The organism is Ulvibacterium marinum (assembly GCF_003626755.1).
In the GTDB taxonomy this organism is placed as follows: Bacteria; Bacteroidota; Bacteroidia; order Flavobacteriales; family Flavobacteriaceae; genus Ulvibacterium; species Ulvibacterium marinum.
Window position 1 is genome coordinate 299,732 of record NZ_RBCJ01000005.1, and the last position, 20,375, is coordinate 320,106.

Sequence of the window (20,375 nt, forward strand, 5' to 3'; positions counted from 1 at the left end):
GGTAAGAAAATTGGAGTTTCTAAATATAGGAAATTAACAAGTAATCAATTACGGAAATCCGCAATAAAATTAAAACTTGCTGTAATATAATGTTGCATGCGCTTTGCCTCACTTCTTACCATCGGTTAGCTGATAAGTATTTCATCACCTTTTGAGAAGAAAATTTCTAGAAGAAAAATTTAAGGAAAGTACATTGCTATATATTTTGCTCAACCCAAACAAAGCATTACCATGCAAGACAATAATAGTATAAACTAAGAAACTTCCTCGGCCCCATAATTCTTTCTCTTCATCGTAACCATCAAATTCTGCATATCCTCCCCTACCTTCTTTTCAACCACCCTTGCATAAATTTGAGTAGTAGATAATTTGGTATGCCCTAATAGCTTAGAAACAGTTTCAATAGGCACTCCATTTGAAAGGGTTATGGCAGTTGCAAAAGTATGACGTGCCACATGAAAGGTTACCTTCTTACGAATACCGCAAACTTTGGCAATATCCTTTAATGTCCGATTTATCATTGGGTTACTATACATGGGTAGCAATCTGCCATTCTCAAATAAGTCAGGGTCCTCTTTATACTTATCGATGATTTCCTTCGCCTTTGGCAACAAGGGAATCTTTAGAGGTTCGTCGGTCTTAGTTCTTTTGGTATAAAGCCAATCTCTACCATCCATGCCCTTTACCAAATGGTCAGCTTTTAACTCCTGCACGTCAATAAAGGAAAGGCCTGTGTAACAGGCAAAAACAAATAAGTCTTTAATATGTTGGGTACTTCGTACTTTAAACGCGGTTTCTTCGATGAGTTGCAACTCCCGCTCCGTTAAAAATTGGCGTTCCACTTTTTCAAACCGCAATTTGAAATTAATAAAAGGGTCTTTCTCCAGCAATTCCAACTTTACGGCCAACCTTGACATCTTTTTTAGCCGTTCCATGTGTTTCATGGTTCCGTTATTGGCACAGCCCATACGGGTAGCCGGTTTGTACTTCCTAATGTATTGTTCGAAGTCAACGATGAAGCCATAATTGAGTTTTTTAAGCGGTACATCCTCAACTCCCCTTTCTTCCGCTAAAAACTCCTTGATACAGCGTTCGGTGCTATAGTAATTCTTCATCGTTCCGGGTCTTAGTACACTTACCATGGTGGTATTATGGTAGGCAATCAAATCCAATAAGCTCTTACCTCGGTCGTCTTCTTTAAGAAACCTCGCCTTTATCGCCGCAGAGGTGATGTAAACATCCTCTTGTAAAAGTTGTCGATGGGCTTCATGCAGTCCGGTAAAAACTTGATCCAGATACTTGTTTAAGGAAATCACATACTTTGAAAATCCCTTTCCTCTTTTGCGTTTTTCGTCCCAAAGGGACACCGCCAATTCCCGATTTAGACTAAATTCCGCTCTTTTGGCATCTACAGTGACCCGCGCATAAAGTCTTAGCTTCCCTGTCTCCTTGTTGTGCTTTCGTGCGACAAAAACGACTGATAATCTACTGTTTTCTAACATATTACATAGCTTTAAATTAATAAATCAAATGGTAAAGAACACAGGGTTAAATACCTTCTAAAGCTACTTCAATGTACAAAAAATACTATGGTAAGCAATTCCCGATTTGGACACCAGAGTGGTGTTTTCTTATGGTTTCATGAGGTTTCATTTGATACCCCTAAAAACATAAAACGTTGCAAATCAGGTGATTTGCAACGTTATGCAACTATATGAAAATAGTTAAGTCGGGGTGGCAGGATTCGAACCTGCGACCTCCTGCTCCCAAAGCAGGCGCGATAACCGGGCTACGCTACACCCCGAGTGGTGTAAAAATTCCAATACTTCAAATTCCAAATCCCAAAAAGGGAAAGGAGCGCCGTGGCGCGATTCCGGGCGGAGTTTATCCGCCATGGCTTTAGCTTGGGCGGGCTACACCCCGTATGGTGTAAATTTCAATACTTCAAATCTCAAATTCCAAAGCCAACTACCCTCAAAAGTAGTCCGAGAACCCTGCCTGACGTCAGGCAGGCGGGCGGAGTCTATCCGCCAAAGTTGGCCTTCCTAATTTAAAAGTCGGCCTTCGCTTTCAATGGCTCAGGCCGACGAAGGCGGAGAGACTGGGACTCGAACCCAGGCGACACTTGCGCGTCGACAGATTAGCAATCTGCTCCGTTACCACTCCGGCACCTCTCCAAAATTTCAATTTGTTCCACATCCTCTAAAATGCGGACCTGCCCGCCGAAAAAATTTTCTGCATTCAGGCGGGTGCAAATGTAATTCTTCAAAGGATGGAACGCAACTATTTTTGTTAGTTTTTTACCTAGTTTATCCCTACAATTATTCCGGATATTCTACTCTTAAATGATAGATATTTGTCAACTTTTGCTTAAAAACTTTTTTGATCATCTCTATTTCCTTAAAGGTAATATTGGCATTAAGGAATTGATCGGCCTGCATTTGCCCGGCAATTATCTTGTCAACAAACTCATTTATTATAGGAAATGTGGGATCCTTAAGACTTTTTGAAGCGGCCTCCACGGAATCTGCCATCATAAGGATTGCAGTTTCCTTTGAAAAAGGGGTCGGCCCGGGATATTTGAAATCATCTTTATTGATCTCACCTGATAACTCTTGTTGCTTCTTAAAAAAATAATAGACCAAAGTAGTTCCATGATGGGAACGTATGAAATCGATTATTCTATCTGGTAAATTGTTCTTACGGGCAATCTCTATCCCGTGAATGACATGATCAATAATAATCTTTGCACTATCCTTTGGGGACAAATCATGATGCGGATTTACATTGGTAACTTGATTTTCCGTAAAATACGTAGGATTGTTCATTTTCCCGATATCATGATACAAGGCACCTACCCTTACCAACATGGCACTGGCACCAATCTCATTAGCCGCCGCTTCGGACAAATTTGCCACTTGCAGGGAATGATGAAAAGTACCCGGAGCTTTATTGGACAGCTCCTTCAATAAACGAGAATTGGTATCGGAAAGTTCCAATAATGACACATCGGAAACCAACCCGAAGATTTTTTCATAAATGTAAATCAAAGGTTGAACGAAAAGGGTAATCATACCATTTAACAGGAACAATCCAAGGGTAAACCAGGCAATGTTGTCCAAATTACCCTCATGTATAATATGAAAGGCCAGATAGCCAATGATATATATTAAAGTAATCTGGCTAACGGAAATAAACAGGTTGGCCCGTTTGTACAATTCGGATACGGTTAATATGGTCACAATGCCGGCTATAGTTTGTAAAAAAATGTATTCAAAACTGTTGGGCACCACAAAACCAAGGATGAGTACGGTCAATACATGGGCAAAAAGTCCCAACCGTGCATCAAAAAAGGTCTTTAGGATAAGTGGTAAAATACAAAGCGGAACTACAAAAACATACGCCTCGTTATACTTTACCATCAATGTGGTGATAAACACCATTAATAGGATATTGAAGAAAATAAAGGTAACCTTGGTGTTATTTTCAAAAATGTGCTTCCGATACTTTTTAAGAAAAAGGAACAGCATCATTAACACAAGCGCCACTAGGATGGTATATCCAAAAAGAATAAAATACTGATTGCTATCTGTCCAAAGTTCCGATTCATACTCTTCCTTTAGAGAATTTAGAAGTTGTAAATTATCGGATTCCACAACTTCGCCTTTGGCAATTATCAATTTTCCTTCATCAACTGTTCCCCTGGTATATGATATACTGGAAAGCTCCTCATCCAAAGCCCTTCTAGAAAGGTTTTCATCGTAGGATACATTTGGTTTAATAAGGTCGAATAAAAGGTCTTGGAAAAAAGAGTAAAAGTCCGAGAGGCCCTTATTGTCCAGAATCGATCTGGTCGCTTCTTCAACTCCTTGTAACCGGTACAGATCATTAACATAAATTTGTTCGGCCTCGTTATTTTTCACCAAATAAATATACCTGCCAGGTCTATCTTTGCTCGTCTTCTTTTCAATACCGTTTTCATAAAGCTTCCCTAGGATTTCTTTCCCTGTTTCCTTTAGCGTAGGCAATTGATCTTCGGTAAACCGTTCTTTGGAGAAAACGCTTTGAAACTGGTTCTCAAATTCCTCATACACTACATCCACAATAGCTTGATCATACCGATAGTAATCTATTTGAGCGTTTTTAATCCGGGTTTTTTCTTGCTCAATTTCTTCAATACTTTTCTGGATTGAAAAATCAAACGGGGCATATAGGTTTTCATATTGCCACGGCTTGCCTTTTTGAAATTCATACTTAAACTTTCCTCCTTTGGGAAAGAAAAAAACAATACAAAATATTGAGAGGAAGTATAGAAAATACTTGTAAATAAGCGATTGGTTTTTATATAGTTTGTCCAGGAATTTTCGCATGCGGCAAGTATCTATATCAAAAATAGAAAATATAAATTCATCATGAGTCTTTTGAAAAAGTAAACTATAGTGTTGCGCTTTAATTTCTTAATTTCGCAACAGCAAAGAATTCCCGTTATGAAGGAGGTTGTTATAGTATCTGCAGTAAGGACGCCCATTGGAAGCTTTATGGGTAGTTTATCAACGATTACCGCGCCGAAATTGGGTGCCAATGCCATTCAAGGTGCACTTGAAAAAATCAAACTCGACCCCAAACTGATTCAAGAGGTACTCATGGGCAATGTGGTACAGGCAGGTACCGGTCAGGCCCCAGCAAGACAAGCCGCTATTTTTGCCGGTATCCCGGACACTGTTCCCTGTACTACCGTAAACAAGGTTTGCGCTTCAGGCATGAAAGCCGTTATGCAAGCCGCGCAGGCCATTGCCCTAGGCGATATTTCAATAGCTGTTGCCGGAGGCATGGAGAATATGAGTCTTATCCCACATTACGTACATATGCGAAATGGTGTGAAATTTGGCCCTAGTTCTTTGGTAGATGGAATGCAGAAGGATGGTTTGGTAGATGTATATGATCAGAATGCCATGGGCGTATGCGCTGATTCCTGTGCTTCCCGATACGGATTTAGCCGAGAGGACCAGGATGCCTTTGCCATCCAATCCTACCAGAGATCTGAAGAGGCCTGGAAATCAGGTAGGTTTTCAAATGAGGTAATTCCAGTTGAAGTACCTCAGCGCAGGGGTGAACCCATTTTGGTCAATGAAGATGAGGAATACAAAAATGTAAGGATGGAAAAAATCCCGTCCTTAAGGCCAGCGTTCTCCAAAGATGGTACCGTGACCGCGGCCAATGCCTCTACCATCAATGATGGTGCAGCTGCCTTAGTTTTAATGAGTGCGGACAAGGCAAAGGAACTAAATATAGAACCATTGGCCACCGTAAAAGGGTATGCCGACGCAGCCCAAGAACCAAAATGGTTCACCACGGCCCCGGCCAAAGCCCTCCCCAAAGCATTGGATAGGGCAAACATATCCCTCAATGATGTTGATTATTTCGAATTTAATGAAGCCTTTGCCGTTGTGGGATTGGCCAATATGAAATTATTAGGGCTAACGGATACTAATGTCAATGTTAATGGAGGAGCTGTCTCCCTAGGTCATCCCTTGGGATGTTCAGGGGCCAGGATACTGGTTACTTTGCTCAATATTTTGGAGCAAAAAAATGGCAAAATTGGAGCCGCGGCCATTTGCAACGGCGGTGGAGGTGCTTCAGCAATGATCTTGGAAAGAAAAAATTAATCAGCCTTACCGCTCAATGCCTATGCAATACGGTATTTGCCATCTTAGTATAGTCGCCGTGAAATCCGCAGCGGAAGATACTTCACCAATGATTTCCCAATTGTTATATGGCGAACACTTCAAAGTTTTGGAACGAAGAAAACTATGGAGTAAAATCCGCAATGCTTTTGATGGATGCGAAGGTTGGGTAAGCAATAACCAGATTTCCCTAATTGATGAAACGGAATATAAAGAAATCGATGCCTTTGAAACTCCGAAATACAGTTCAGATCTGGTCTCTTATTTAATCCAGGAAAATTCTGCTCTTATCCCCGTGGTATTGGGATCTTGTATTGTAAGTACGCCTACCCTACCTCATATTTTTGATGGGGTTTGTATGGAGGGTAAAATGGAAAAATCCAATATCGTGAGTACCGCATTGATGTATCTTAATGCGCCATACCTATTGGGAGGCAAAACTCCTTTTGGTTTGGACTGTTCCGGATTCACCCAATTGGTTTATAAGCTTTGTGGGTATCAATTGTTCCGAAGTGCCATTGGACAATCAGGGCAAGGTGCTGCCTTAAGTTTTATAGAGGAGAGCGAAGCTGGGGATCTTGCCTTCTTTGATAATGCTGAAGGAGAAATTTTCCATGTGGGCATCATCATGAAAAACAACTACATTATTCATGTTCATGGAAAGGTACGTCTGGATAGATTGGACCATACCGGTATTTTCAACACCGATATGGGAAATTATACACATAATCTTAGAGTAATCAAAAAGATTATATAAAAAAACCCAGGTCATGCAACCTGGGTTTTTTCAAGGAGAATGTTAGGATGTTCCTATTCCCCTAACAACTTCTTGACTCTCATAAAATTATCGTTGTCGCCCATGGCGCCATAGATGTTCTTCAACTGCGTTAAAATACCTTGATTGTCCGGATTTGACTTCAATGCTTCTTCCAAAACATTGGCGCCTTGATTAAACAAGCCATCCTTTTTCTCTTTTAGCTCCTCGTAACGGGCAATGTCCGCTTTGGAGTTCCCCAATGAATTCATTTCATCTATAAGGCCATTACCCTCGTTTACGTAGGTAGTGGAAAGATTCAATTGTGCATTGGTATAGCCTGGATTAATATCCAAGGCTTTTTTATAGGAAACTCTAGCTTCTTCCAAATTACCCTGTTCCATATTGATTACACCAATATTATAGTGCAAATCTGCATTATCGGGAGCCATATCGGCAGCTTCCGCCATGAGGGTCTTAAACTTGTCCTTGTCACCCATCTTATAATATAGATTCGCCTCGCTAAGGACAAGGTTTACATCATCCGGATTGTCCGCCCTGGCTTTCTGAAAGGCCTCGACCGCTTTGTCATTTTGTCCCAATTGAGTATAAATTAAAGCAGCATTCTTAACGATTTCTGCTTTTTTTGAAGGAGTGTTTTCATCTATGGGATCTTTGTATGATCCTGACTTAACCATAAGGTCACGCTGCACCTTGTCCATGGCCTCGACTTCTCCAGTAGAAACGTTTGTGGCCTTATAAACCACACCACCTCCATCATAACCTATACTTTGTAGTTCATCGTAATACTCCAAGGCCATCTCATAATGGCCTCCATTTACCGCACTACTGGCGGCATAATAAAGATAGGTAGTATCCTGAGGGCTAATCTTATAACCCATATATAACTTCTCCGCTGCTTCCTTGAACTTTTTGTTACCATTATCTTCCACGGCAGAGTTCACTAAATCTGCAGTTATCGCCTGCAAATGTTGCCGGGTTTCACTAGTGTACTTAAGCTTTCTACTCGCATTTTCTACTTCAATCACCTTTTGAAAGGAAGAAACCGCTTCATCAAAGGCACTGTTATCTCCCTTTTTAGCTAAGTCCGCAAAGGTCTTCCCCCTTAAAAAATAATACTGTGCCTGTACTTTTTCATCCGCTCCGGAAATCATTCCGGAAGCACCGTCCAAGGCAGTTTTTGCAGCAACGGCGTCACCACCCTTTAAAGCCTTCTCCGCGGTTTTTATCTCGCTCTTCTGAGCAAATCCGACCAATGCAAAGGACATGGCCGCCATTAATATGACCTTAGTTTTCATTTTTGAATTAATTAAATTATTAGTGTTTATTGATTATTCCTCTTTTGATTCTTCGGGACTTCCATTATCAAGAGCCGTGCCATCTTCTGTATTTACCTCAATATCAAGGATGTCCGTTTCATCCAATTCATCTTCATCCTTCATTACCTTGGCAACGGCCGCAATGGAATCGTTATCTTTAAGATTAATGAGTTTAACACCCTGTGTGGCCCTTCCCATTACTCTTAAATCCTCTACACCCATTCTGATGGCGATACCGGATTTATTGATTATCATCAAATCATCCGAATCTGACACATTTTTAATAGCTACCAAGCCTCCCGTCTTTTCGGTAATGGAGATGGTCTTTACACCTTTTCCTCCCCTATTGGTAATCCGATAGTCATCGATACTAGATCGTTTTCCATAACCGTTTTCGGAGACTACCAAGATATCCTCATCAAAATTATGAACCGAAATCATACCGATTACCTCATCGGTATCATCGGCCAAAGTAATACCCCTTACCCCGGAGGCATTTCTACCCATGGGCCTAGTCTTGCTTTCCTCAAACCGTATGGCCTTACCGGATTTTAGGCCTAATAGGATCTGACTGGTCCCTGTGGTAAGCTTGGCTTCCAAAAGCTCATCTCCTTCTCGGATACCAATAGCGTTGATCCCATTTTGTCTAGGTCGGGAATATTGTTCCAGGGAGGTTTTCTTTACAGTTCCTTTTTTAGTAGCCATTATCACATAGTGGCTATTGACATAGTCCTCATCCTTAAGGTCCCTGGTACAAATGAATGCCTTTACATTATCGTCCTGTTCAATATTTATGAGATTTTGTATGGCCCTTCCCTTAGAAGTTCTACTTCCCTCTGGTATTTCATAGACCCGCATCCAAAAACATTTTCCTTTCTGGGTAAAGAACAACATATATTGATGGTTGGTCCCAACGAAGAGATATTCTAGAAAATCCTCGTTTCTTGTGGAGGATGCTTTTTGGCCAACGCCGCCCCTATTTTGGGTTTTGTACTCCGTCAGCGGGGTTCTCTTGATGTAACCGGCATGTGAAATGGTAATGACCACCTGCTCATCCGGAATCATATCCTCAATGCTCAAGTCCCCTCCCGCAAAATTAATTTCCGACCTTCTTTCATCCCCATACTTCTCCTTTACCTCTAAAAGCTCGTCCTTGATAATCTGCATCCTTCTTTCCTTCTTGTCCAGAATGTCCTTAAGATCTGCAATGGTCTTAATTACCTCATCGTATTCGGAGCGCAGCTTATCTTGCTCCAGACCTGTGAGTTGGCGCAAGCGCATTTCTACAATGGCCTTGGATTGGATTTCCGTCAACTTAAACCGCTCCATCAAATTCTCCCGGGCTTCATCGGCATTCGAAGATGCACGGATAATGGCGATGACTTCATCTATATTGTCAGAGGCTATAATGAGACCCTCCAGGATATGGGCCCTGTCCTCTGCTTTTTTAAGCTCAAACTTTGTGCGCCTCACCACCACGTCATGCCTATGCTCCACAAAATAATGGATCATTTCCTTAACGTTGAGCAGTCGCGGTCGCCCGTTTACAAGGGCTATGTTATTTACACTAAAGGAAGATTGTAATGCCGTGTATTTGTAAAGCGTGTTCAATACGATATTGGGAATGGCATCACGCTTTAAAATGTATACTATACGCATGCCCTTCCTGTCGGATTCATCACGAATACTGGAAATACCTTCTATTTTCTTATCATTGATCAAATCAGCGGTCTTCTTAATCATATCCGCCTTGTTCACTTGAAATGGAATCTCGGTGACCACGATACATTCCCTGCCTTGGACCTCCTCAATATTAGCCTTTGCCCGCATCTTTACCCTTCCCCGACCTGTATGAAAGGCCTCCTTTACACCATCATAACCATAAATGATTCCCCCTGTTGGGAAATCGGGTGCTTTAATATGGGTGATAAGCTCATCAATCTCTATTTCCGGATTGTCTATAAGGGCAACCGTTCCATCTACCACCTCGGAGAGGTTATGGGGCGGCATATTGGTAGCCATTCCCACGGCAATACCTGATGCCCCGTTCACCAACAAATTGGGTACGCGTGTCGGGAGTACGGTAGGTTCTTCCAGGGAGTCGTCAAAATTTAGTTGATGATCCACTGTATCCTTATCGATATCCGCTAACATCTCATCCGCAATTTTACGCATACGAGCTTCCGTATAACGCATTGCAGCCGGACTATCCCCATCTATGGAACCAAAATTTCCTTGACCGTCTACCAACATATAGCGAAGACTCCATTCTTGTGCCATCCGAACCATAGTGTCGTAAACCGAGGTGTCGCCATGTGGGTGATATTTACCTAAAACCTCCCCGACAATACGAGCTGATTTTTTATGGGAACTATTAGATCTGACCCCTAGTTCATGCATGCCGTACAACACCCTTCGGTGTACCGGTTTTAAACCGTCCCTGACATCGGGTAAGGCACGTGACACAATGACCGACATTGAATAATCAATGTAGGCAGATTTCATTTCGTCCTCAATGTTGATAGGAATCAATTTTTCTCCTTCCGCCATTATTAAAATCTTGTTGTTTTAGTTCATCAAAAAAGCATGCCAATATACGGAAAATAGAGGCTTTTAAAGCATATCCAAAAGACTTTATTCAATTATTTATCAACACTTTCACCCCCTCTTTTCGTTGATAATTACCCTGTTAATTATTTTGTAAATCAATGCTTTTTTCGTCATTTAGGACTAGTTTATCGAATATAGGTACGGTATTTGTCCGAGATAAGGCTAGATTTACTAATTTTATAGATGAAAGAAAATTTCTATGGATGATAATTTTTCACCTAGGGTCAAGGATGTGATTGCTTACAGCAAAGAGGAAGCATTAAGACTCGGGCATGACTTTATAGGTACCGAACATTTGATGTTGGGACTTTTGCGTGATGGGAATGGAAAAGCCATCAGCATATTGGACGCCTTGGATGTAGACCTGGACCATTTGCGACGAAAAGTCGAGATTCTAAGTCCCTCCAATCCGAACCCTAGCGGCATACAAAAAGACAAAAAAAATCTGCATTTGACCAGACAGGCGGAGCGGGCACTAAAAACAACATTTCTTGAAGCCAAGCTTTTTCAAAGTTCTTCCATAAATACGGCACATTTGTTATTGTGCATTTTGCGCAATGAAAACGACCCCACTACCAAACTTCTTCACAAGTTAAAAGTAGACTATGATGGGGTAAAGGAGCAATTCAAATTCATGATTACCAGTGATGATGATATTGTGGATGCACCCACTTCCGAATCATTTCCAAGTGACTCGGATGATGCCGCCGAAGGAAAAGAGAGCACCTTTGGAACCTCTTCTGGACAAAAAGGGAACAAAAAATCCAAAACTCCGGTTCTGGACAATTTTGGAAGGGACCTTACCCGATTGGCGGAGGAAAACCGACTTGATCCCGTAGTAGGTAGAGAAAAGGAAATAGAACGGGTATCCCAGATTTTAAGTAGGCGTAAGAAAAACAACCCCCTTCTGATAGGGGAACCTGGAGTAGGAAAAAGTGCTATTGCGGAAGGTCTGGCACTTCGCATCATAAATAAGAAAGTATCCCGCATATTATATAACAAACGTGTTGTGACCTTGGATTTGGCATCCTTGGTAGCCGGCACTAAATATCGAGGTCAGTTTGAAGAGCGTATGAAGGCGGTAATGAACGAACTTGAAAAGAACGACGACGTTATCCTCTTCATAGACGAGATTCATACTATAGTTGGTGCTGGTGGAGCTACTGGAAGTTTAGATGCCTCCAATATGTTTAAACCCGCACTTGCCCGAGGGGAAATTCAATGTATTGGAGCCACCACCTTGGACGAGTATAGACAATATATTGAAAAGGACGGTGCACTTGAAAGACGTTTCCAAAAGGTTATCGTTGAGCCTACATCTGTGGAAGAGACTATTGAGATTCTTCAGAATATCAAAGAAAAGTATGAAGATCACCATAATGTAGAATATACAGACGAGGCCATTATTGCCTGCGTGAAGCTGACCAATCGCTATATGACAGATCGGTTCCTTCCGGACAAGGCCATTGACGCCATGGATGAAGCAGGATCACGAGTGCATATTGTAAATATGGATGTTCCTAAACAGATATTGGAACTGGAAAAACAATTGGAGGACGTCCGCGAGCTTAAAAATAGTGTAGTCAAAAAACAAAAATATGAGGAGGCCGCCAAATTAAGGGATGATGAAAAGCGATTAGAAAAGGATTTGGCCACTGCTCAGGAAAAGTGGGAGGAAGATAGCAAGCAACACAAAGAAACGGTGAGCGAAGACAATGTGGCAGATGTTGTTTCCATGATGAGTGGCATCCCTGTAAATCGTATAGCCCAAACAGAAAGTAACAAGTTGGCCGAATTGCCCGAATTGATAAAAGCCAATGTGATTGGCCAGGATGAAGCAGTAGCTAAAGTGGCCAAGGCTATCCAACGAAATAGGGCCGGACTTAAGGATCCCAATAAACCAATTGGTTCCTTTATCTTCTTGGGGCAGACCGGAGTGGGTAAAACACAATTGGCCAAAGTATTGGCCAAGGAATTGTTTGATTCCGAAGACGCGCTTATTCGAATAGATATGAGCGAGTACATGGAAAAATTCGCCATATCACGATTGGTAGGAGCACCTCCGGGATATGTCGGTTATGAAGAAGGTGGACAGCTCACGGAAAAGGTTAGAAGAAAGCCATATTCGGTAATTCTACTGGACGAAGTTGAAAAAGCACACCCGGACGTATTCAATATGTTATTGCAAGTACTGGATGATGGTTACTTGACCGATAGTCTCGGCAGAAAAATAGATTTCAGGAATACCATTATCATTATGACTTCCAATATCGGTGCCAGACAGTTAAAGGATTTTGGACAAGGTGTTGGTTTTGGAACCGCGGCAAAAAAAGCCCAGGAGGACAGTCATCATAAAAGCGTAATAGAGAGTGCCCTTAAAAAGGCCTTTGCTCCTGAATTTCTTAACCGTATAGACGATGTTATTGTATTTAATCCGTTGGAGCGCGAGCATATTCACAAAATCATCGATATTGAGTTGGACAAGCTGTTTGCAAGAATAAAAGATATAGGCTACAATCTTAAGCTCTCGGTAAAGGCCAAGGATTATATAGCTGAAAAAGGATTTGACAAACAATATGGAGCCAGACCTTTGAAAAGGGCCATTCAAAAGTATATAGAAGATGCTCTGGCCGAGGAAATTGTCAACTCCAAATTGGAAGAGGGCGATAGTATCCAAATGGATTTGGACAAAAAGAATGATGAACTGACAATAACGATCAAAAAGGCGGAAAAATCTTCAAAAACCTAAAGAATAGATAGTAAATTTTGGATAAGGGAGTCATACAGTATGACTCCTTTTTTTATGACCCTTAATCAAGGGTGTAGGAAATAAAATACGTAAAATACCCCTGAAAAGCAATATAAACGATATTTGAGCCTTTAATCTAATTTTTTATAGAAAATCTAGGCTTACATCTACTTTCGTTCCAGACACTATTAAACATACGTAATGAAAGTGGGACAGCCAAAGAAGACAGTTATTGTCAGAGAGTATCAATTGGAGATTGGAAAAGTGCAGGTGTACGATAATTATATGGTATCCATTTTTGACGAGGGGGCTACATTGACACTGGAGCGCGCCTATCAAATTATTGGAATATCGGAAATTCATTTTAGGGGGAAAAATTTTGGCTTTATCAGTCTACGGAAACATTCCTATGCCATAGACCCCACTATTTACAATTACTTGAGGGAATTGGAAAATCTAAAGGCCTTCGCCATAGTTTCGGTAAAGGAAGTGGATATGCACAATTTTAAAATAGAAAAACTTTTCTACAAAAAACCAATGAAGTTCTTTATAGAGTTTAATAATGCCCTGACCTGGGTTAGGCAAAGAGTAAAAGCAAAATAGAGTCTTTCCTTGAAGTTTCCTTTATTTATTCTTCTCTTTCTTTAGAGGCACGTTCCGATTTGTTTTCAGGTCTGGTGAACAAATCCAAATAAGCCTCACCCATATGTGTTATGATATCCGAAGCGGTAAGTGCTTGATACCCTATTTTTTCGACAACAATATCCCCCGCCCTACCATGCAGGTAAACACCGAATACTGCAGCGGATAATGGTTCATATCCCTGGGCGATCAAGCCTGTTATGATTCCTGCAAGTGCATCGCCGCTCCCAGCTGTGGCCATTCCAGGATTACCTGTGGAATTTATATATCCCTTGTCCTTGTAAATAGTAATGGTATGGGCCCCTTTTATAACCAGGACACAGTCATACTTCTTTGAGAAAGCCTTCGCCTTTACAAGTTTATCAAAATCGTCCTTCCAAGTGCCTATTAACCTTTCCAGTTCCTTGGGATGAGGCGTAAGGACGGTTTGAGCGGGTATTTTTCCAATCAACTCCTTATGCTTGGAAAGAATGTTCAATCCATCCGCATCAATAACCAAGGGTTTTTCATTCTTCGACAAAAAATCTGAAAACGCTTTTACCGTTTTATCCGAGACGCCCAAACCGATACCTATCCCTATTACGGTCGGTTCAATTTCAAAATCCAAATGCTCAATACACTTCTCTCCTTCATCGGTTATGACCATGGCTTCGGAAAGAAAAGTCTGTAGAGGAATATATCCACATTGCGGTACATAGGCCGTAACCAGGCCGCTTCCAACCTTAAGGCAGGCCTTTGCAGCAAGGGTGACCGCCCCGATCTTACCATGGCTTCCACCGATAATCAAAGAGTGGCCGAAGGTCCCTTTGTGTGAAAATTTTTCCCTGGGAATATATAAGGGCAGTACCTCATTTTTTCCTATAAGTTCATAATCCGTTTCGGTAGATGCCATAAAACTAGGATCTAAACCAATATCCAATACCTCCCAGTTATTGCTATAGATTCCGGTGCCGGGAAGGAAAAAAATCAACTTGGGCGCCTGAAAGCTCAACACATAATTGGCCTTGACTACTGCTTTACTCTCCCCTACTCCCCTATCCAAAAATAATCCGGAAGGTACATCTATGGAGAGAATAAAAGCATCCGAATCATTTAGATGCCGTATTAATCTACCGACCCAATCATCAGGATTTCTATTTAAACCTATTCCAAAAACTGCGTCTATGATAATATCGTCCCGTCCAATCCCTGGAAATTCGGACCCTTCCTCCAAAAAAACGGGCCATATTTTTCTTTCCTTCAACCGCTCCAAATTGACAAGGAAGTCCTGGGATCGCTTTTTGCTGTAGTTCACTACATAAACACCAATATTGTAACCATGATCTTGCAAATGTCTTGCAACGGCAATACCATCGCCACCATTATTGCCGATGCCACAGAATAAATGAATTTTTACCTGGGCACCCTGCATACGCCTATGTATCCAATCAAAAATTCCCGTCGCCGCCCTTTCCATAAGCTCTGCACTGGAAATTTGCTGATTCTTAATTGTGGATTTGTCCGCCAAATAGATTTGTTCAGCAGTGAAAATCTTCATTCAATAAAGGTTTTTGTTTAAAATTGTCAATTCCATAAAAATTGATCCGAACATTTGATTGGGTTGCTAAAAGTACTACATTTGAACCTATCTAAGAAGGGTGCTTTTTAACAAGTAGGACAAACAAATGCTAGTTTCTTCATTCAATACATATTGTGTTTTTACCTTTGGTATCACCACCCCTTTGGGGTAAGCAATTCTATATTTGTCCGTTTTCGCATTTTCTATACCTTAACGCAATAGCAAACTTCAATCAGTTTATCAAATGAAAGTTTTAAAATTTGGTGGCACATCCGTAGCCAGCGCAAAAAACATAGCCCTTGTAAAGGATATCGTCTCCCAAAGTGATAACCTTAAAAACATAGTAGTTGTTTCCGCATTTGGGGGAATAACGGACCTACTTTTGCAAGCTGCCCATTTGGCTTCCGAACAGAATGAGAAGTATAAATCTGTTCTCAAGGACATAGAGGAGCGGCACTTAAATACTATCAAGCAACTAATTCCAGTTCATGGCCAAAGTAGAATTCTTAGCAAGGTAAAAAGTGACCTCAACATATTGGAAACCCTTTTGGAAGGTTCTTACTTAATAGGGGAAATAACTACTAAATTGTCCGATAAAATTGTTAGTTATGGCGAATTGCTTTCATCTTACATCATATTCGAATTCTTCAAGCAAGAACAAATGGATGTTACGTACATGGATAGCAGGGAACTGATCAAAACCAATGACCTGAATGAAAAGGCCGTTGTAAATTTTGAGGTCACTGATGCGCTTTGTAAAACTTTCTTTGAAAGTGTACAAAAAAGTATTGTGGTCGCCCCTGGATTCATCTCATCCTCGGAAATGGGAAATTCTACTACTTTAGGTAGAGGAGGTTCAGATTACACTGCGGCCATTTTCGCAGCGGCCATGAATGCGGATATTTTGGAAATCTGGACAGACGTTAGTGGTATGTATACCGCAAACCCCAAACTTGTAAAACAGGCCAAGGCCTTACCCCATATTTCTTATGAAGAGGCTATGGAGCTATCTCATTTTGGTGCCAAAGTGCTATACCCGCCAACAATTCAACCCGTGCTTTCCAAGGGGATTTCTATATTGATCAAGAATACCTTTAAACCCGACGATAAGGGCACGCTTATTACCCAAAATAAGAATGGCAAGGGCAAGACCGTTCGGGGTATCAGTCATGTGGAGAACATTGCCCTACTTTCTTTGGAAGGTCCCGGCATGGTGGGTATTCCAGGTATTTCGAAACGTTTTTTTGAAGTGCTTTCCCAAGCAGGTATCAGCGTTGTATTGATTACCCAAGCCTCGTCCGAGCATTCGATTTGTGTGGGTATTTCAGCGGAGGATACCGATGAGGCCGTGAATACCGTAAATGCCGCTTTTGAATACGAAATTGATAGAAATAGAATTAAACCGGTAATCGCCGAAGGGAACTTGGCCATTATTGCCTTGGTAGGTGATAATATGAAAAGTCATCAAGGGTTAAGTGGTAAAATGTTCAGTACTTTAGGGAGAAATAATGTGAATATTCGGGCTATAGCCCAAGGAGCCTCTGAACGAAATGTTTCTGCCGTAATCAAAAAAAACGATGTAAAAAAAGCGTTGAACGCCCTTCACGAAGAATTTTTTGAAGAGAACATCAAACAGTTGAATCTCTTTGTCATGGGGGTTGGCAATGTTGGTTCCAAGTTTTTGAAACAAGTACAGCAGCAGAAAAAGTACTTGAAAGAAAATTTGAAGCTGAATATCCGGATTATTGGAATTTCAAATTCACGGACCATGGTATTTGATGAGGACGGTATTGCCCTTAAGAACTGGGAAGGACTATTGGAGAAAGGCGAAAAGGCGGACAAAAATAGTTTTTTTGATACGGTTCAAAAATTGAACTATCGGAACAGCATTTTTGTGGACAATACGGCCAGTGACGAAGTGGCATCCACATATGATGCTTACTTGGGCAATAGTATTTCCGTGGTTACCTGTAACAAAATTGCATGTTCTTCGAATTACGAAAATTATCAAGGCCTTAAAAATATGGCCCGGGAATACAATGCGCCTTTTTTGTTCGAGACCAACGTTGGTGCCGGTCTACCCATAATCGATACTTTAAAACACCTAATAGCATCTGGAGATAAGGTCCTGAAAATTCAGGCCGTCCTATCGGGAAGTCTTAATTTTGTATTTAACAATTTCAATGATAAGATTGCGTTCCATGATGTTGTTAAACAAGCTCAAGAGGAAGGTTATACCGAGCCAGATCCAAAAATTGACCTTAGTGGAATAGATGTAATGCGTAAAATTTTGATCTTGGCCAGGGAAAGTGGAAACCGACTGGAAATTGACGATATCGAAAATAAATCCTTTCTCCCCAAAGAGAGTCTCGAGACAAAAAGCAATGAAGATTTCTTTGCTTCCTTGAAAAAGTATGAAAATGATTTTCAGGATTTGTATACACAAGCCAACGAAGCGGATTGCAAATTAAAATATGTGGCCCAATATGAAGATGGGAGGGCCAGCGTAGGGTTGCAGCAAATTCCAAAAAATCATGACTTTTATAATCTACAAGGAAGTGATAACATTGTTCTGTTCTATACGGAACGGTATCCCAATCAACCCATGATCATAAAAGGCGCGGGTGCGGGAGCTGAAGTAACCGCTTCGGGAATTTTTGCAGATATCATTCGAATTGGGAATTTTTAAACCTCCTTATGGTCAATAAAAAAATTGCCACATCAAATAGGAACATATGCATACCAATAAAATTAAATTATTCTGTCCGGCTACCATCGCCAATATTTCCTGTGGATTTGATGTACTAGGTGTTGCGCTGGATGCCGTTGGGGACGAAATGGTAATTCGGAAGGCTAAGGAAAAAGGTATAAAAATTACCAAACTGGAAGGACAGGACTTGCCATTGGAAACCCATTTGAATGTTGCAGGTGTAGCAGGTATGGCATTGTTGGAACATGTTGATTATGAGGACGGTTTTGAAATAGAGATTTATAAGAAAATCAAGGCCGGAAGCGGGATAGGTAGTAGTGCGGCCAGTTCTGCAGGAGCCGTTTGGGGCATAAACCAGTTATTGGGCAGACCATTTTCCAATGTGGACCTGGTGAAGTTCGCCATGGAAGGGGAACGATTGGCCAGTGGTGTTGCCCATGCCGATAATGTTGCCCCAGCCTTGTTGGGTGGATTTACCTTGGTACGTAGTTATGACCCCTTGGATATTATTTCCATACCCAGCCCTTCCAAATTGTATGCTACGGTAATCCATCCACAAATAGAAGTGAAGACCTCTGATTCACGAAAGATATTGAAGACCAACATTACCTTGGCGGATGGCATTAAACAATGGGGCAATGTAGGTGGATTAATTGCAGGGCTTTTCCAAGAAGATTATGAATTGATCGGACGATCATTGGTAGACCATATCGTGGAACCCATTCGTTCCATTCTAATTCCAGGATATGACACCATTAAATCCGAATCATTGGAAGCAGGGGCACTGGGTTGTGGAATTTCAGGTTCCGGTCCTTCCATTTTCGCGTTTAGCAAAGGTGAGACCGTTGCGAAAAGAGTAGCCCATACAATGAAAGAGATATATCAAAAAATAGGGGTCGACTACGATGTACATGTTTCAAGAATAAACACATTGGGTATTAAGCCATTAGATCAATGAATTTTTACAGTTTAAACGAGAAAGCTCCCAAAGTATCCTTTAAGGATGCGGTTGTCAAAGGCATAGCCCCAGATCGTGGATTATATTTTCCGGAAAAAATCACTCCTTTGCCTATTGGATTTTTTGGAGGCATTGAAAGTTTGTCAAATCATGAAATCGCCTTTAAGGCCATCCATCAATTTGTTAGTGATGATATTTCCGAAACCGCTCTAAACGATATTTTAAAAGATGTTCTAGACTTTGACTTTCCTGTAAATGAACTAGAGGATAACATAGCGGTACTGGAGCTTTTCCATGGTCCTACTATGGCATTTAAGGATGTCGGCGCCCGATTTATGGCTAGATGCCTCGGGCATTTTTCAAAAGAAAAGGCCAGTGAAGTTACTGTTCTGGTAGCCACTTCAGGAGATACGGGAGGTGCTGTTGCAAATGGGTTTTTAGGCGTAGAAGGTGTAAATGTTGTGATTTTATATCCCAGTGGCAAAGTAAGTGATATTCAAGAAAGACAACTAACCACATTGGGACAAAACATAGTGGCATTGGAGGTAGATGGCACCTTCGATGATTGCCAAAAAATGGTAAAGACCGCTTTTTTGGATGCAGAGCTCCTCGAAAACATGCAGTTGACATCGGCCAATTCCATTAACGTGGCCCGATGGTTGCCCCAAATGTTCTATTTTTTATTCGCTTACAAACAATTGAAATCCAAAAACAAAGAAATTGTATTCTCTGTACCCAGTGGTAACTTTGGAAATATTTGTGCGGGAATGGTAGCTCAAAAACTGGGGATGCCGGTAAACCATTTTGTAGCATCCACCAATGTAAACGATACCGTACCCCAATTTATGGAATCACAAAAATACGAGCCTAAACCTTCCACGGCCACCATATCCAATGCCATGGACGTAGGCGACCCCAGTAATTTTATCCGTATACGGCATCTGTATAAGGACAATTTTGATTTGTTGAAACAGAACCTCTCCTCCTATTCCTTTACGGATATCGAAACGAAAAGAACCATGCTTAAAATTTATATGGAAAATGGATATGTAACGGATCCGCATGGTGCCGTAGGTTATTTAGGACTGAAAAAATTTAGGGAAAACCATCCAAATACGTATGGGATTTTTCTGGAGACTGCGCACCCGGTAAAATTTTTGGATGTAGTAGAGGAGACTTTGGGAAAATCTTTGGAGATACCACCACAAATTCGAAAAGTAATGGATAAGGAGAAAAAGTCCATCAAAATTTCTACGTATCAAGAAGTAAAAGACTACTTATTGGGCCGGCGGTGATTCAATCATTATTCGTGCCAACACTTTATAAAAAACATAGTATAAACAAGCTTTCCTATCGCTAAATTATTCTAT

Annotated in this window: 12 protein-coding genes and 2 tRNA genes; 7 read left to right on the top strand and 7 right to left on the bottom strand. The window is 41.1% G+C overall.

From position 1 onward, the window contains the following. Nucleotides 1-254 precede the first annotated feature (254 nt). The 4 genes from D7Z94_RS22515 to D7Z94_RS22530 all read right to left on the bottom strand — a co-directional run bounded on the left by D7Z94_RS22515 (nucleotide 255) and on the right by D7Z94_RS22530 (nucleotide 4,370). On the bottom strand, nucleotides 255-1,502 hold the full coding sequence (locus D7Z94_RS22515) for a site-specific integrase (protein WP_120713888.1): 1,248 nt from the start codon (nucleotides 1,500-1,502) through the stop codon (nucleotides 255-257). Between the two features lie 227 nt (nucleotides 1,503-1,729). Next, a tRNA-Pro gene (locus tag D7Z94_RS22520) sits at nucleotides 1,730-1,804 on the bottom strand. A 289-nt stretch (nucleotides 1,805-2,093) separates the two neighbouring features. Beyond that, nucleotides 2,094-2,177 (bottom strand) — tRNA-Ser (locus D7Z94_RS22525). A 144-nt stretch (nucleotides 2,178-2,321) separates the two neighbouring features. Continuing rightward, a complete protein-coding gene (locus tag D7Z94_RS22530) occupies nucleotides 2,322-4,370 on the bottom strand; it encodes an HD family phosphohydrolase (protein WP_120713889.1) in 2,049 nt (682 codons plus the stop codon). Nucleotides 4,371-4,487: 117 nt separating this feature from the next. Here D7Z94_RS22530 and D7Z94_RS22535 point away from each other — a divergent pair, with 117 nt between their 5' ends. Together D7Z94_RS22535 and D7Z94_RS22540 are read left to right on the top strand one after the other, a co-directional pair. After that, the gene (locus D7Z94_RS22535) at nucleotides 4,488-5,666 is read left to right on the top strand and encodes an acetyl-CoA C-acyltransferase (protein WP_120713890.1); all 1,179 of its coding nucleotides are present in this window, start codon (nucleotides 4,488-4,490) and stop codon (nucleotides 5,664-5,666) included. A 22-nt stretch (nucleotides 5,667-5,688) separates the two neighbouring features. Beyond that, on the top strand, nucleotides 5,689-6,441 hold the full coding sequence (locus tag D7Z94_RS22540; protein ID WP_120714063.1) for a C40 family peptidase: 753 nt from the start codon (nucleotides 5,689-5,691) through the stop codon (nucleotides 6,439-6,441). Between the two features lie 53 nt (nucleotides 6,442-6,494). Here the strand turns inward: D7Z94_RS22540 and D7Z94_RS22545 are convergent, their stop codons facing one another. Together D7Z94_RS22545 and gyrA are read right to left on the bottom strand one after the other, a co-directional pair. Next, complete coding sequence (locus D7Z94_RS22545) at nucleotides 6,495-7,757, bottom strand: tetratricopeptide repeat protein (RefSeq protein WP_120713891.1); 1,263 nt, start codon at nucleotides 7,755-7,757, stop codon at nucleotides 6,495-6,497. 33 nt (nucleotides 7,758-7,790) lie between these two features. Continuing rightward, on the bottom strand, nucleotides 7,791-10,328 hold the full coding sequence (gene gyrA / locus D7Z94_RS22550; RefSeq protein ID WP_120713892.1) for a DNA gyrase subunit A: 2,538 nt from the start codon (nucleotides 10,326-10,328) through the stop codon (nucleotides 7,791-7,793). A gap of 259 nt (nucleotides 10,329-10,587) precedes the next feature. Here gyrA and D7Z94_RS22555 point away from each other — a divergent pair, with 259 nt between their 5' ends. Together D7Z94_RS22555 and D7Z94_RS22560 are read left to right on the top strand one after the other, a co-directional pair. Continuing rightward, on the top strand, nucleotides 10,588-13,137 hold the full coding sequence (locus D7Z94_RS22555; RefSeq protein ID WP_120713893.1) for an ATP-dependent Clp protease ATP-binding subunit: 2,550 nt from the start codon (nucleotides 10,588-10,590) through the stop codon (nucleotides 13,135-13,137). Nucleotides 13,138-13,338: 201 nt separating this feature from the next. Next, on the top strand, nucleotides 13,339-13,740 hold the full coding sequence (locus D7Z94_RS22560; RefSeq protein ID WP_120713894.1) for an STAS/SEC14 domain-containing protein: 402 nt from the start codon (nucleotides 13,339-13,341) through the stop codon (nucleotides 13,738-13,740). Between the two features lie 25 nt (nucleotides 13,741-13,765). Here the strand turns inward: D7Z94_RS22560 and D7Z94_RS22565 are convergent, their stop codons facing one another. Next, nucleotides 13,766-15,316: an NAD(P)H-hydrate dehydratase gene (locus tag D7Z94_RS22565; protein WP_120713895.1), complete on the bottom strand. Its 1,551-nt coding sequence runs from the start codon at nucleotides 15,314-15,316 to the stop codon at nucleotides 13,766-13,768. Between the two features lie 265 nt (nucleotides 15,317-15,581). Here D7Z94_RS22565 and thrA point away from each other — a divergent pair, with 265 nt between their 5' ends. From thrA to thrC, 3 genes are read left to right on the top strand one after another with little or no spacing between them, the layout of a single operon-like run. Next, nucleotides 15,582-18,026, top strand: coding sequence for a bifunctional aspartate kinase/homoserine dehydrogenase I (gene thrA, locus D7Z94_RS22570; protein ID WP_120713896.1), 2,445 nt, complete (start codon nucleotides 15,582-15,584; stop codon nucleotides 18,024-18,026). A 46-nt stretch (nucleotides 18,027-18,072) separates the two neighbouring features. Further along, complete coding sequence (locus D7Z94_RS22575) at nucleotides 18,073-19,005, top strand: homoserine kinase (RefSeq protein WP_120713897.1); 933 nt, start codon at nucleotides 18,073-18,075, stop codon at nucleotides 19,003-19,005. Next, on the top strand, nucleotides 19,002-20,300 hold the full coding sequence (thrC, locus tag D7Z94_RS22580) for a threonine synthase (protein ID WP_120713898.1): 1,299 nt from the start codon (nucleotides 19,002-19,004) through the stop codon (nucleotides 20,298-20,300). Before D7Z94_RS22575 ends, thrC begins: the two co-directional genes overlap by 4 nt. Nucleotides 20,301-20,375: the final 75 nt, after the last annotated feature.

What these genes read in the sequence shown, in the direction of transcription:
- D7Z94_RS22515 (WP_120713888.1), bottom strand. Translation starts at nt 1,502, where the DNA reads ATGTTAGAAAACAGTAGATTATCAGTCGTTTTTGTCGCACGAAAGCAC.
- D7Z94_RS22530 (WP_120713889.1), bottom strand. Translation starts at nt 4,370, where the DNA reads ATGCGAAAATTCCTGGACAAACTATATAAAAACCAATCGCTTATTTAC.
- D7Z94_RS22535 (WP_120713890.1), top strand. Translation starts at nt 4,488, where the DNA reads ATGAAGGAGGTTGTTATAGTATCTGCAGTAAGGACGCCCATTGGAAGC.
- D7Z94_RS22540 (WP_120714063.1), top strand. Translation starts at nt 5,689, where the DNA reads ATGCAATACGGTATTTGCCATCTTAGTATAGTCGCCGTGAAATCCGCA.
- D7Z94_RS22545 (WP_120713891.1), bottom strand. Translation starts at nt 7,757, where the DNA reads ATGAAAACTAAGGTCATATTAATGGCGGCCATGTCCTTTGCATTGGTC.
- gyrA (WP_120713892.1), bottom strand. Translation starts at nt 10,328, where the DNA reads ATGGCGGAAGGAGAAAAATTGATTCCTATCAACATTGAGGACGAAATG.
- D7Z94_RS22555 (WP_120713893.1), top strand. Translation starts at nt 10,588, where the DNA reads ATGGATGATAATTTTTCACCTAGGGTCAAGGATGTGATTGCTTACAGC.
- D7Z94_RS22560 (WP_120713894.1), top strand. Translation starts at nt 13,339, where the DNA reads ATGAAAGTGGGACAGCCAAAGAAGACAGTTATTGTCAGAGAGTATCAA.
- D7Z94_RS22565 (WP_120713895.1), bottom strand. Translation starts at nt 15,316, where the DNA reads ATGAAGATTTTCACTGCTGAACAAATCTATTTGGCGGACAAATCCACA.
- thrA (WP_120713896.1), top strand. Translation starts at nt 15,582, where the DNA reads ATGAAAGTTTTAAAATTTGGTGGCACATCCGTAGCCAGCGCAAAAAAC.
- D7Z94_RS22575 (WP_120713897.1), top strand. Translation starts at nt 18,073, where the DNA reads ATGCATACCAATAAAATTAAATTATTCTGTCCGGCTACCATCGCCAAT.
- thrC (WP_120713898.1), top strand. Translation starts at nt 19,002, where the DNA reads ATGAATTTTTACAGTTTAAACGAGAAAGCTCCCAAAGTATCCTTTAAG.